Annotated in this window: 12 protein-coding genes and 1 pseudogene; 8 read left to right on the top strand and 5 right to left on the bottom strand. The window is 60.6% G+C overall.

What is annotated here, in order from left to right; translation table 11 throughout:
* Positions 1 to 33 precede the first annotated feature (33 nt).
* From hisI to HK44_RS30425, 8 genes and pseudogenes are all read left to right on the top strand, one after another.
* Positions 34 to 432: a phosphoribosyl-AMP cyclohydrolase gene (gene hisI, locus HK44_RS06820; protein WP_019691355.1), complete on the top strand. Its 399-nt coding sequence runs from the start codon at positions 34 to 36 to the stop codon at positions 430 to 432.
* Positions 425 to 757 (top strand): phosphoribosyl-ATP diphosphatase, encoded by a 333-nt coding sequence (locus HK44_RS06815; protein ID WP_018929162.1) that lies wholly within the window; start codon positions 425 to 427, stop codon positions 755 to 757. The genes hisI and HK44_RS06815 overlap by 8 nt, the downstream gene beginning before the upstream one ends.
* Before the next feature lie 25 nt (positions 758 to 782).
* Positions 783 to 1,064: a twin-arginine translocase TatA/TatE family subunit gene (locus HK44_RS06810; protein WP_019691354.1), complete on the top strand. Its 282-nt coding sequence runs from the start codon at positions 783 to 785 to the stop codon at positions 1,062 to 1,064.
* Positions 1,065 to 1,074: 10 nt separating this feature from the next.
* A complete protein-coding gene (gene tatB, locus HK44_RS06805) occupies positions 1,075 to 1,521 on the top strand; it encodes a Sec-independent protein translocase protein TatB (RefSeq protein ID WP_019691353.1) in 447 nt (148 codons plus the stop codon).
* On the top strand, positions 1,518 to 2,312 hold the full coding sequence (tatC, locus tag HK44_RS06800) for a twin-arginine translocase subunit TatC (RefSeq protein ID WP_019691352.1): 795 nt from the start codon (positions 1,518 to 1,520) through the stop codon (positions 2,310 to 2,312). Before tatB ends, tatC begins: the two co-directional genes overlap by 4 nt.
* Positions 2,309 to 3,016, top strand: coding sequence for a 16S rRNA (uracil(1498)-N(3))-methyltransferase (locus HK44_RS06795; RefSeq protein ID WP_019691351.1), 708 nt, complete (start codon positions 2,309 to 2,311; stop codon positions 3,014 to 3,016). Before tatC ends, HK44_RS06795 begins: the two co-directional genes overlap by 4 nt.
* Positions 3,017 to 3,247: 231 nt before the next feature.
* Positions 3,248 to 4,306, top strand: a pseudogene (locus HK44_RS30430) (methyl-accepting chemotaxis protein); the annotation flags it as partial.
* Positions 4,292 to 5,164, top strand: coding sequence for a methyl-accepting chemotaxis protein (locus HK44_RS30425; RefSeq protein ID WP_431357314.1), 873 nt, complete (start codon positions 4,292 to 4,294; stop codon positions 5,162 to 5,164). The pseudogene HK44_RS30430 and the gene HK44_RS30425, both read left to right, overlap by 15 nt.
* Before the next feature lie 154 nt (positions 5,165 to 5,318).
* On the opposite strand, the gene HK44_RS06785 is transcribed toward HK44_RS30425, so the two are convergent.
* The 5 genes from HK44_RS06785 to HK44_RS06765 all read right to left on the bottom strand — a co-directional run bounded on the left by HK44_RS06785 (position 5,319) and on the right by HK44_RS06765 (position 12,551).
* Positions 5,319 to 6,053: an amino acid ABC transporter ATP-binding protein gene (locus HK44_RS06785; protein ID WP_019691349.1), complete on the bottom strand. Its 735-nt coding sequence runs from the start codon at positions 6,051 to 6,053 to the stop codon at positions 5,319 to 5,321.
* On the bottom strand, positions 6,046 to 7,005 hold the full coding sequence (locus HK44_RS06780) for an amino acid ABC transporter permease (RefSeq protein ID WP_019691348.1): 960 nt from the start codon (positions 7,003 to 7,005) through the stop codon (positions 6,046 to 6,048). The genes HK44_RS06785 and HK44_RS06780 overlap by 8 nt, the downstream gene beginning before the upstream one ends.
* Positions 7,006 to 7,199: 194 nt before the next feature.
* On the bottom strand, positions 7,200 to 7,997 hold the full coding sequence (locus HK44_RS06775) for a transporter substrate-binding domain-containing protein (RefSeq protein ID WP_019691347.1): 798 nt from the start codon (positions 7,995 to 7,997) through the stop codon (positions 7,200 to 7,202).
* 215 nt (positions 7,998 to 8,212) lie between these two features.
* Entirely contained in the window at positions 8,213 to 10,783 is a 2,571-nt protein-coding gene (mdoH, locus tag HK44_RS06770) for a glucans biosynthesis glucosyltransferase MdoH (RefSeq protein ID WP_019691345.1), read from the bottom strand.
* Positions 10,776 to 12,551: a glucan biosynthesis protein G gene (locus tag HK44_RS06765; RefSeq protein WP_019691344.1), complete on the bottom strand. Its 1,776-nt coding sequence runs from the start codon at positions 12,549 to 12,551 to the stop codon at positions 10,776 to 10,778. The genes mdoH and HK44_RS06765 overlap by 8 nt, the downstream gene beginning before the upstream one ends.
* Positions 12,552 to 12,698 lie beyond the last annotated feature (147 nt).

The raw sequence follows: 12,698 nt of genomic DNA, 5'->3' as shown, positions 1-12,698 counted from the left end.
ACTGAAGTGTCGAGCCCGCTGTCGGAGTCGAAGATGAAAGATTGGCTGGACGAGATCAAATGGGATAGCGACGGCCTGGTGCCGGCGATCGCCCAGGATCATAAAACCGGGCGCGTGCTGATGATGGCCTGGATGAACCGCGAAGCGCTGGAACTGACCGCCGCCGAGAACCGCGCCATCTACTGGTCACGCTCGCGTGGCAAACTGTGGCGCAAGGGCGAAGAGTCCGGTCACGTGCAAAAACTGCATGAGATGCGCCTGGACTGTGACGCCGACGTGATCATTCTGATGGTCGAGCAAATCGGCGACATCGCCTGTCATACCGGCCGCCAAAGCTGCTTCTACCGCGTCTATGAGAACGGCGACTGGAAAACCGTCGACCCGGTCTTGAAAGACCCGCACGCCATCTATTCGGACCACAAACATGACTGACACCCTGACCCGTCTGGCCCAAGTGCTGGAAGAGCGTAAAGGCGCTGCCGCCGACAGCTCTTATGTCGCCAGCCTCTATCACAAGGGCTTGAACAAGATTCTGGAAAAAGTCGGCGAGGAATCGGTCGAGACGATCATTGCCGCCAAAGACGCCGCCATCAGCGGAGATTGCAGTGATGTAATCTACGAAACCGCTGACCTGTGGTTCCATAGTATGGTCATGCTCGCCCAACTGGGGCAGCATCCACAGGCTGTCCTCGATGAGCTGGACCGCCGCTTCGGCCTGTCCGGTCACGTCGAGAAAGCCTCGCGCCCGTCCGCCTGAATAACTATTAGAGAGGAGCAGCAACATGGGCATTTTTGACTGGAAACACTGGATCGTCATCCTGATTGTCGTCGTACTGGTATTCGGCACCAAAAAACTGAAAAACCTCGGCACCGATGTCGGCGAAACGATCAAGGGCTTTCGCAAAGCCATGAACGACGAAGAGAAGCCTGCCGAGCCCGGTGTACCGCCGACCACTGCACAGCCAACAACGCCGGTGCAGCCACAGGCCTCGACCCTGAAGGAGCCGCACACCATCGACGTGCAGGCCCATAAAGTCGAAGAGCCGACCCGCAAAGACTCGTGAGCACAGACTAATGTTCGGTATCAGCTTCTCTGAACTGCTGCTTGTCGGTCTCGTTGCCCTGCTGGTGCTGGGCCCCGAGCGTCTGCCGGGCGCTGCGCGCACCGCCGGCCTGTGGATCGGACGCCTGAAACGCAGCTTTAACGCGATCAAACAGGAAGTTGAACGTGAAATCGGAGCCGACGAGATTCGCCGGCAACTGCACAACGAGCACATTCTGTCGCTGGAACAAGAGGCCCGTAAAATCCTCAATCCAGCCCAGCAGCCGACACCAGTCGAGACGGTAGCCGAGCAGACGGTCCAGGCGCCTGCGCCTGTTGCCGAAACTGCGGCTGTCACAACACCGGTCGAGCCGCCTCCAGCGGTCGTTGCCGCACCACCGACAGCGCCTGTTACTCCTGCGGCGGCAACCACTGCGCCGGCTCCCCACGACCCAACACTGCCGCCGCGAGCCCCATGAGCGATATTCCGGAATCCGACCAGCACATGCCGCTGGTTTCGCACCTCACCGAGTTGCGTACTCGCCTGCTGCGCTGCGTCGCGGCGATCTTCCTGATCTTCGCCGGGCTGTTTGCCTTCACCCAGCAGATCTACACCTTCGTCTCGATTCCGCTGCGCCAATACTTGCCGGCCGGCGCGACGATGATTGCCACCGACGTGTCCTCGCCGTTCCTGACACCGTTGAAGCTGACCATGATGGTCTCGCTGTTCCTGGCGATCCCGGTGATCCTGCATCAGATCTGGGGTTTCATCGCGCCGGGCCTGTACAAGCATGAAAAGCGCATCGCGGTGCCGCTACTGGTCTCCAGCATCCTGCTGTTCTACACCGGCATGGCGTTCGCCTACTTCCTGGTGTTCCCGCTGATCTTCAAGTTCTTCGCCTCGGCCACTCCGGCGGGCGTGGAAATGATGACCGACATCACCAGTTACCTGGATTTCGTCATGACGCTGTTCTTCGCCTTCGGCGTGGCGTTCGAGATCCCGGTGGCCGTGGTGCTACTGGTGTGGATCGGCGTGGTCGACGTCAAATACCTGAAGAAGATCCGCCCGTACGTGGTCATCGGCTGCTTCGTGGTCGGCATGATTCTGACCCCGCCGGACATCTTCTCGCAGACCTTGCTGGCCGTGCCGATGTGGCTGTTGTTCGAGATCGGCATCCTGTTTGGCAGCCTGGTCAGCAAACGCGAAAAACCGGCGGATGACCAGCCGGCGGACGATCACAACGACCAGCCGCCAGCGACTCAACCGTGAACCTGCTGCTCCTCGAAGAGGCCGATTTTATAGCGGCCGACCGGGTAATCCTGCGTGATCGCCGGCTGACCCACATGCAGGAAGTGCATCGTGCGGCAGTCGGTGACAGCCTGCGGGTCGGGCGTATCGGCGGCTTGATGGGCTCGGCTGAGTTGCTGCGCCTGGACGCCGACGAAGCCGAGCTGCGTGTCACCCTCGACCAACCACCACCGGCCAAGCTGCCGCTGACCCTGCTGCTGGCCCTGCCACGGCCGAAGATGCTGCGCCGAGTGTTCCAGACAGTGGCCGCCATGGGTGTGCCGCGAATCGTGCTGGTGAACAGCTATCGGGTCGAGAAGAGCTTCTGGCAGACGCCGTTCCTCGAACCCGAGGCCATCCGCGAGCAACTGATCCTCGGTCTTGAACAGGCTCGCGACAGCGTGCTGCCCGAGATCGTCATCGAAAAGCGCTTCAAGCCCTTCGTCGAAGACCGCCTGCCGGCCATCGCCGACGGCACCCTTGGGCTGATCGGCCACCCCGGCCAGTACCCGCCCTGCCCCCGCGGGCTGAACGAACCGGTGACCCTGGCCATCGGCCCCGAAGGCGGCTGGATCCCCTACGAAGTCGACCTGTTGACCAAGGCCGGCCTGCAACCGGTACAGCTCGGCGACCGCATCCTGCGGGTCGAAACCGCTGTCACCGCCCTGCTTTCGCGCCTGTTCTAACACAACCCTGTGGCGAGGGAGCTTGCTCCCGCTTGGGCGCGAAGCGGCCATCGCTTTCTTCGAGCAAGAACGCATCCACCGACTTTACGACTGCTTTGCAGCCGAGCGGGAGCAAGCTCCCTCGCCACAAGTGACTACCGGCCCAGACATTGCCGCGGCCTACAGATCTCCATCTGTCGGCCGATAGTCTCCCTATAAATCCAATTAAAGTGGTCATAGGGAGTCCGCAGCATGTACCGATGGTTAGCCGAACATCTTGGGAATGTGAGCGTCAATCGCAAGCTGGGTATCGGCTTTGGCCTGGTGTTGCTCCTGACTCTGCTGATTACCGTGGATGGCTGGACGGGCATGAGCAGCATCGTCAGCCGCGGCGACAAGCTCGGGTATATTTCCAGCCTCAATGAGCTGACCAAAGACCTGCGCATTGCTCGCCTGGACTATGAAATGCGTCGCGGTGAACAAGGCCCGGCGGCGGTCAGCGACTTGTTGGGCAAGCTCGACGAGGGCCTGCAAGGCGCTCTCAAGGTGATCGTGCAACCGGCAAATGTGGCAATGCTCAATCAGCAGGTTGAAGCCGTCAGCGAGTACAAGCACGCCTTTGCCGACATGACCCAGGCCACCACCAACCGCGAAGCCGCCCGCGGCAAACTCGGCGCCACCGCCGACAACGCCGCAGCCCGCGTGGCGGAAGTTGAAAAGTCCCTGCTACAAGGCGACAACATTGCCCAGTTCAACAGCGTCATCGAACTGAGTAAGTTGATCCAGCAAGCACGCTTCCAGGTGCGCGGTTACACCGACAGTGGCAAGGCCGAGGCTGAACAACCAGCACTGGATGCCATCGACAACGCCCTGAAGTACCTCAGGACCCTGCCGGAAAAACTCCCGGAGCAACACACCGCCAACCTGCAACAAGCCACCGACTCGCTGATCGCCTACCGCGCGGCCGTCAGCCAATACCGCGATTCCCAGGTGGCCAGCGCCACCGCCCTCAAGGACATGGCCCGGCAAGGCGACCTGCTGTTCGATCTGAGCAAGAAACTCACCGCCGTGCAGATTGCCACACGTGACACTGAAGCCGCCCACGCCAAAAATACCCTGCTGCTGGTGACCGCGCTGGCGCTGGCGTTCGGCCTGCTTGCAGCCTGGGCCATCACCCGGCAGATCGTCATCCCGCTAAACCAGACCCTCAAGGTCGCCGAGCGCGTAGCCGCCGGAGACCTGACTCACAATCTCATTTCCCAGCGTCGCGACGAACTCGGCCAACTGCAACGTGCCATGCAGAGCATGACCGTCGGCCTGCGCGAACTGATCGGCGGCATCAGCGAAGGCGTGACACAGATCGCCAGCGCTGCCGAAGAACTCTCTGCCGTGACCGAGCAGACCAGCGCCGGGGTCAACAGCCAGAAAGCTGAAACCGACCAGGTGGCCACCGCCATGAACGAAATGGCCGCCACCGTGCAAGAGGTCGCGCGCAACGCCGAGGAAGCATCGGAAGCCGCCGTCGCCGCCGACCAGCAGGCCCGCGAAGGCGACAAGGTGGTCGGCGAAGCCATCGCCCAGATCGAACGCCTGGCCATCGAAGTCGGTAACTCCACCGAAGCCATGGGGCACCTCAAGCGTGAGAGCGACAAGATCGGCAACGTGCTGGATGTGATCAAATCCGTGGCCCAACAAACCAACCTGCTGGCCCTCAACGCCGCCATCGAAGCTGCGCGTGCCGGTGAAGCCGGACGCGGTTTTGCCGTGGTTGCCGACGAAGTCCGCAGCCTGGCGCAACGCACGCAGAAGTCCACCGAAGAGATCGAAGAGCTGATTGCCGGCCTGCAAAGCGGTACTCAGCAGGTCGCCACCATCATGGACAACAGCCGCAGCCTGACCGACAGCAGCGTCGAACTGACTCGCCGCGCCGGCGGTTCGCTGTCCACTATCACTCGCACTGTCTCGGCAATTCAGGCGATGAACCAGCAGATCGCCGCGGCCGTCGAACAGCAAAGCGCCGTGGCTGAAGAGATCAACCGCAGCGTACTCAACGTGCGCGACGTTTCCGACCAGACCTCGGCCGCCAGCGAAGAAACCGCGGCCTCCAGCGTCGAGCTGGCGCGGTTGGGCACCCATTTGCAGATGCTGGTGGGCAAGTTCAGGGTTTGAGGTGATGCAGAAACCTCGGTTCGCTTGGGACCGAGGTGATGCTTTCGCAGGCGAGCCTTGCTCCTACGAACCCATGTTTGCCGCGAGATTCGGGCACAACATAAATCTGTAGGAGCAAGGCTTGCCCGCGATAGCGGTCTGACAGGCGCTGAAGTTATAAAACCTGCCGCAAAAACGCCTGAGCTCGCGGGTCCTTCGGCGCATCGAAGAACTCGGCCGGCGAGGCGTCTTCGAGCAATTTGCCGTGATCGAAGAACAGCACCCGATCCGCAACTTCCCGTGCAAAGCCCATTTCGTGGGTCACGCAGACCATGGTCATGCCTTCCACAGCCAGGGTCTTCATCACGTCCAGCACTTCACCGACCATTTCCGGGTCCAGCGCCGACGTCGGCTCATCGAACAACATCACCTTCGGCTCCATGGCCAGCGCCCGAGCTATCGCTACGCGCTGTTGCTGACCGCCAGAGAGGCGCGACGGAAACTCGTGGGCCTTCTGTGCGATGCCGACCTTTTCCAGCAAGGCCAGCGCCTTGGACTCACGTTCTTTCTTGCCACGCTTGCGCACAACTCTCTGCGCCAGGCAGAGGTTTTCCAGCACGGTCATGTGCGGGAACAGGTTGAAGTGCTGGAACACCATCCCGACTTCACGGCGGTAAGCGTTGACGTCAGTTTTCGGATCCGCCAGTTGCAAACCGTCGATGCTCACCGAGCCCGAATCGAATGCTTCCAGGCCATTCAGGCAGCGCAGAAAGGTCGATTTACCGGAACCGGACGGGCCGATCACAACCAGCACTTCGCCCTTGGCCACTTGGGTGGTGACGTTATCCACCGCACGGACCACTTGGCCGCGCGTGTCGAAGACTTTTACCAGATCGCGGACTTCAATCACTTTGCGCGAGCCTCCGCTCAAGCCGGCTGGCGATTTTCGACAGCGGCAGGTTGATCAACAGGTACAGACCCGCCACGCAGAACAGGATTTCGAACGGCGAGAACGAGGTGGTGATGACTTCACGGCCACTCTTGAGCAGCTCGGTGATGGCGATGACCGACACCAGCGAAGTGTCCTTGACCAGACTGATGAATTGCCCGGCCAACGGTGGCAGCACGCGCTTGAACGCTTGCGGCAACATCACGTGGCGCATCGACTGGCCAGCGCTCAAACCCAGCGAACGGGCGGCTTCGTTCTGCCCACGGGCAATCGACTGCACGCCAGAACGAATGATCTCGGCCACATAGGCACCGGTGAACAGCGACAGCGCGGCGATCCCGGCAAATTCGCGGGACAAGTTGAGTACCGTGCCGATGAAGAAGTAGAAAATGAATATTTGCACCAGCAGCGGCGTACCGCGCACCAGCTCGATGTAGACGGTCGACAGGTCGCGCAGGGTCGGGTTGTTCGACAGCCGGCAGAGGCCGGTCGCCAGGCCGATCAGCAGCCCGAGCACGCCCGACACCAGCGACAACCACAACGTTGTCCACAGGCCCCATAACAGCGGTCCTGCCGCCCACTGCCGGGTTACGCCGACCACATCGCCTTCCGCCACATCGTCGCCACGGGCCACTTGCAGGCTGTTGTCATCAACGCTCAGCAACTGTTCGACCCCGGCGTCATTGCGCAGGGTCACGTCGGCCTTATTGCCAGTGCGCACCAACTCGCTGACGGTGGAAATGTCAGCGGCACGCTGGGTTTCTTCGGCCTGATAGGCGAAATACTGCGGCACGCGGTTCCAGCGCCATTCGTAAGACATCAGCGAGGTGGCGTAATACAACGCGCCAGCCATGCCGATCAGCACCAGCACGGTCAACACGTGCCAGGGCCATTGGGCTTTTTTCTGTTTCATCTGTCAGTAAATCCATAACGATCAGGGCGCGCGCTCCCCTGTGGCGAGGGAGCTTGCTCCCGTTGGGGTGCGAAGCAGCCCTGAAATCAGCCACCACGCATCTTCGGGTAAAACGTGTAAACCGGTTTACGGCTGCTGCGCCCGAGCGCGGACCGGCCGGCGGGAGCAAGCTCCCTCGCCACAAAGGTCAGGCGTTATTCCATATCCTTGAGCCAGGCGGAGTCTTTGAACCACTTGTCATGGATACGATCGTAGGTGCCGTCTTCGTGGATCTGGTGCAGGAAGTTGTTGATGAAGTTGATGCTGTCGTAGTCACCCTTCTTCAGACCAAAGGCCAGCGGCTCGTAGGTGAACGGCTTGTCGAGGAACACCAGTTTGCCGTTGCCGACCTTGTTCACTGCCACGACGTTGTAAGGCGCGTCGTAGATGAAGGCGTCAGCCTTGCCGTTGACTACATCGAGTACGGCTTCCTGCTCGTTGTCGTAGCCGTGGTACTTGGCCTTGGAGATCAGCTTCTTCGCGACCATTTCGCCGGTGGTGCCAAGCTTGGAGGTGATGCGGTAGTCAGCGGTATTCAGGTCTTTATAGGAGGTGATGCTACCTTCCAGCTCCTTGCGGATCAGCAATGTCTGGCCGACCACGATGAACGGTTCGCTAAAATTCAGGCGCAGGTTGCGTTCCTGGGTCAGGGTCATGCCACTGCCGATCATGTCGAACTTGTCGGTCATCAGCGCCGGGATGATCCCGTCGTAGCCGGTGGAGACCATTTCCAGCTTGACGCCCATGGCCTTGGCCATGGCTTTGAGGATGTCGACTTCGAAGCCGATGATCTCGCCGCGCTTGTTGGTCATTTCAAACGGCATGTAGGTCGGGTCCATACCGACTTTCAGCGTGCCACGCTTGACTGCCTCGTCGATGGCGCCGGCATGCGCCGCATTGACGGCAACCAGTGCCGTGACGCCGAGCAGCAGCCTCGAGAGATACTTCTTCATCATCAACTCCCCTAACCCATTGTGTTGTCAGGCGCGCAAAAAGCCGATTTTCTTTTTAAAACCGACAGTTACGGACAAAAAGTTGTCCGGGCGCACCAAATAGGGGAGCGATCCTAACTCACTCGTCCGTTTGCACAAGGGGGGGAAGAGGATTTGTTGTTTGCTGATCAAGGCACACGCAAAAAAAAAGCCCCGCTCGGTAGCGGGGCTTTTCATCAGGCCGGTTGTGCCTGCGTGCTCAGCGGTTTGAGCGGCAACAACGGTGCGTGAGGATCGGCCTTCACCGAGGCTCGCCAGGCATCCAGCCACTGCGCGTGACCATCGCTCCAGACCTGCTCATGCAGACGACCCAGTGCCACCGGGTCGCTCAGCAGTTGCAGACGCTCATGGTTGTTCAGCCCGGCAGGGCCGGCTTTCAGCGCATGACGAACCCGTTCGATACGCAGCCATTCGATTGGCTCGGCCTGACCGTGGCGCGACGTCGCCAGCGCGCACGCCAGGGCATTCTGCTGCGGATCGACCACGGCGCGGATGAAGCCGTCGTTCAGTGCGTGCCAACGGTTTTCGTGGGTGTACTGATCGGTTGCCAGCAAGGCCTGCGGTGGTGCGTATTCCTCAGGGATCAGGAACAGGCTCTCGTCACGGGACTTGAGGCCCAGTTTTACGCGACTGGAGATCACCGACACCGGGATCGACAGCATCAACGAACCGACGATCGGTACCAGCCACCAGAGGAAACTCGGGTTCAGCCAGACCACCAGCAAGGCCCAGAAAAAGCCCAGCAAGGTTTGCGGACCATGGCGGCGCACCGCTTCGCTCCACGGTGTGGAGTCGTCGTCACGTTGTGGCGAGTTCCAGGTCGCCGCCCAGCCGAGGAACGCGGCGAGTACGAAACGGGTGTGGAAGATCATCCGCACCGGCGCCAGCAGCATGGAGAACAGCATCTCCAGCAGCATCGACAGGGTCACCTTGAACTTGCCGCCGAACTCTTTCGCACCCTTGGCCCAGATCAGGATGATGCTCAGCAACTTCGGCAGAAACAGCAGCACGATGGTCGTCGAGAACAGCGCAACGGCCTTGTCCGGATGCCATTGTGGCCACAGCGGATACAGCTGCCGTGGCTCCATGAAGTACTGCGGCTCCATCAGCGTGTTGACTGCCAGCAGCGCGGTCGACAGCACCAGGAAGAAGAACCACAACGGTGCCGACAGGTAAGACATCACGCCGGTCAGGAACACCGCACGGTGCACCGGGTGCATGCCCTTGACCAGGAACAGCCGGAAGTTCATCAGGTTGCCGTGGCACCAGCGACGGTCACGCTTGAGTTCGTCGAGCAGGTTCGGCGGCAGTTCTTCGTAGCTGCCGGGCAGGTCGTAAGCGATCCACACGCCCCAGCCGGCACGGCGCATCAGCGCAGCTTCAACGAAGTCGTGGGAAAGGATCGCCCCCGCAAACGCGCCTTTACCGGGCAATGGCGCCAGGGCACAGTGCTCGATGAATGGCTTCATGCGGATGATCGCGTTGTGGCCCCAGTAGTGGGATTCGCCCAACTGCCAGAAGTGCAGGCCGGCGGTAAACAGCGGCCCGTATACCCGCGTGGCGAACTGCTGCATGCGCGCATACAGCGTGTCCATGCCCGAGGCACGTGGCGCGGTCTGAATGATCCCGGCGTCCGGCGTGGCTTCCATCAAGCGCACCAGACTGGTCAGGCATTCGCCGCTCATCACGCTGTCGGCGTCGAGTACGACCATGTATTTGTAATCACCGCCCCAACGACGGCAGAAGTCGTCGAGGTTGCCGCTCTTGCGTTTCACGCGACGGCGACGACGGCGATAGAAGATCTTGCCAAAGCCCTTGGCTTCGCGGCAGACGTCCAGCCAGGCTTGCTGCTCGGCAACGCAGATATCGGTGTCGTTACTGTCGCTGAGCACAAAGAAATCGAAGCGATCCAGATCACCGGTGGCGGCGACCGACTCGAAGGTCGCACGCAAGCCGGCAAACACCCGCGGCACGTCTTCGTTGCAGATCGGCATCACCAACGCGGTGCGAGCGTCCTTGGGAATCGGCTCGTTGCCAGCGCTGGCGCCGGAAATGCGGTATTTGTCGTGCCCGGTGAGCAACTCGAGGAAACCCATCAGTGCCGTCCAGAAACCGGCCGATACCCAGCAGAACAGAATCCCGAACAGAATCAGGATGCTGGTTTGCAAGGCATAGGGCAGCACTTGCGTGGCCGTCTGGATCAGCGGTTGGTGCAGGACTTCGTTGAGGTCGACGAACGACCAGCCCTGGTACGGCATGATGCCTTTCATGTACCAGCCCGCAACAATGGTCTGGCCCAGCATCAACACCAGCAGAATGTAGCGGCGGATCGAGCCGACGGTACGCCAGCGAGCGGCCGGCAGCACGCGTTCATCCTTCGGCGGTGCCGGAGGGTTGGTGCGACCGGTCAGGCGACGCCAGCCACGCACCAGAATATTGGTACGCCATGGCTCGGGCACGACCTTGGTCCGACGGATCGGCGGGGTTGCCTTCAGGCACACCCGACCGCTGGCGTCGAGCGCCAACATCTCGGCTTCTTCCAGCTCCTCGGCGGAGTTGAGGGTCAGCCGGCGACCGACCGAAGCCTGGTTCGCTTCGCCCAGTGCGTCGAAGGTCTTCGACGACAGGCGCTCATGCAGTTCGCTGAAAGATGTGCAGCCCGCAAGTTCTGCGCGCTGCTCATCGGTCATTGGCAGGTGCGCCAGATACTCGTTCAGAGTTTCTGGCTGTACTTGGGAATTACTCATCGGCTGGCAACTGGTAGCTCCAGGTCTCGGTCAGCACTTGTTCAGTCTTGGCTGCATCCGGGGCAGGAGGTGTGGCAGGGGTTGCTTCGGCAGCGGCAGGCTGCTTGGCGTCTTTGTCTTTCGCTTCCTTGGATTCCTTTTCTTTCTTCTCGAGTTGCTTGGCGGCGATCTTGTCGGCCTTGGCAATGGAAGAATTGGCGTTCGGCAGCGAGGCCTTGGCCGGTTCAGGGGCGACGATGTCCTTGACCAGCGCAGCACGCATCTCGGTGGATTTGCCCGGGTCCTTGATCTTCATGCGCAGGGTCAGGCGCCAGCCCTGGGTTTCAGGGTTATAGCGCACGCTGTTCTCGACCACTTCGGCGTTGTCGCCAACGCTGACCTGGCTGCGAACCGGTGCATCTTCCGGCAGTGCCTTGAGGGACGGGCCTGTGAAGTCCACCAGGTAGGCAACGCTGCCATCTGGCTGACGAATCAGGTTGGACTGTTTCACGTCACCCGTGGAGCGCAGGGTCTGTTGTACCCAGGCGCTGCCTGCCGAGTGCAGGGCAGCTTCGTCGATGGTCCAGTGCAAACGATAAGCGAAGTCCAGTGGCTGACCAGGCTCAGGCAGCTTTTCCGGGCTCCAGAAGGCAACGATGTTGTCGTTGGTTTCGTCGGCAGTCGGGATCTCTACGAGGTCGACGGTGCCTTTGCCCCAGTCGCCTGTTGGCTCGATCCAGGCGCTTGGGCGCTTGTCGTAGCGGTCATCGAGGTCTTCGTAGTGGCTGAAGTCACGACCGCGTTGCAGCAGGCCGAAACCACGCGGGTTCTCAACCGAAAAGTTGCTGACGGCCAGGTGTTTCGGGTTGTTCAACGGGCGCCAGATCCACTCGCCGTTGCCGGCATGGATCGACAGACCGCTGGAGTCGTGCAGTTCGCGACGGTAGTTGAGGACTTTCGACGGCTGGTTGGCGCCGAACAGGAACATGCTGGTCAGTGGCGCGATACCCAGTTTGCTGACCTTGTCACGCAGGAACATCTGCGCCTTGACGTCGACAATGGTGTCGCTGCCCGGACGCAGGGTCAGGCGGTAGGCACCGGTGGCACGCGGCGAATCCAGCAGGGCGTAGATCACCAGGTGTTTGTCGGTCGGCTTGGGTTGCGCGATCCAGAACTCGGTAAAACGCGGGAACTCTTCACCGGACGGCAGCGCAGTGTCGATCGCCAGGCCACGGGCAGACAGGCCATAGGTATGGCCCTTGCCGACGACGCGGAAGTAACTCGCGCCGAGCATGGTCATGATTTCGTCTTGCTTGTCGGCCTTGTTGATCGGGTACAGCACGCGAAAGCCCGCATAACCCAGCTGTTCGGTGGATTTAGGATCGAACTTCACGTCGCCGAAATCGAAACGACTCGGGTCGTACTTGATCTCTTCAACGGTGTTGGCGGTGATTTCGTTGATCTTCACCGGCGTGTCGAAGTGCATGCCCTGGTGATAGAACGACAGCTTGAACGGGGTTTTCTGGTCGGCCCATTCGGCTTTCTCGGTCAGGAAGCGAATTTTCTGATAGTCCGCGAATTTCATTTCACGAAATTCGTTCGGCAGATTGCTGCGCGGAGCTTCGTATTTCTGCCCGGCCAGCTCTTTTGCCTTGGCCGACACATCATCCAGATTGAATGCCCAAAGCTGGCCGGCGCTGAGCAGGCAAAACAGAGCAGAGCCCGCCACCAGTGCGTTTCGTAACCGTTTGGCAGACAATTTTGGTGCATTACAGGGACTAACAATCACGAGCAACCCTCGCCGAAAACAGATCAAAAAACCAACGGCTAGCTATCTATGTGCCAGGTTGGCGAGCATTGTTCCGACTCCGATGGGCCTAAATGATTCCCCAAACGGTTCCGGACAAGTCTCTACCTAAGTCAAAAATGGGCCAAC

This window comes from Pseudomonas fluorescens HK44 (assembly GCF_000217955.3).
Classification (GTDB): Bacteria; Pseudomonadota; Gammaproteobacteria; order Pseudomonadales; family Pseudomonadaceae; genus Aquipseudomonas; species Aquipseudomonas fluorescens_AQ.
Note: the sequence above shows the minus strand (reverse complement) of the source record. Positions and strands in the feature narration are given on the sequence as shown.

Coding starts and splice junctions, on each gene's coding strand:
- tatC (WP_019691352.1), top strand. CDS start 1,518: ATGAGCGATATTCCGGAATCCGACCAGCACATGCCGCTGGTTTCGCAC.
- HK44_RS06780 (WP_019691348.1), bottom strand. CDS start 7,005: ATGAAACAGAAAAAAGCCCAATGGCCCTGGCACGTGTTGACCGTGCTG.
- HK44_RS06810 (WP_019691354.1), top strand. CDS start 783: ATGGGCATTTTTGACTGGAAACACTGGATCGTCATCCTGATTGTCGTC.
- HK44_RS30425 (WP_431357314.1), top strand. CDS start 4,292: ATGCAGAGCATGACCGTCGGCCTGCGCGAACTGATCGGCGGCATCAGC.
- HK44_RS06775 (WP_019691347.1), bottom strand. CDS start 7,997: ATGAAGAAGTATCTCTCGAGGCTGCTGCTCGGCGTCACGGCACTGGTT.
- tatB (WP_019691353.1), top strand. CDS start 1,075: ATGTTCGGTATCAGCTTCTCTGAACTGCTGCTTGTCGGTCTCGTTGCC.
- HK44_RS06815 (WP_018929162.1), top strand. CDS start 425: ATGACTGACACCCTGACCCGTCTGGCCCAAGTGCTGGAAGAGCGTAAA.
- mdoH (WP_019691345.1), bottom strand. CDS start 10,783: ATGAGTAATTCCCAAGTACAGCCAGAAACTCTGAACGAGTATCTGGCG.
- hisI (WP_019691355.1), top strand. CDS start 34: ATGAAAGATTGGCTGGACGAGATCAAATGGGATAGCGACGGCCTGGTG.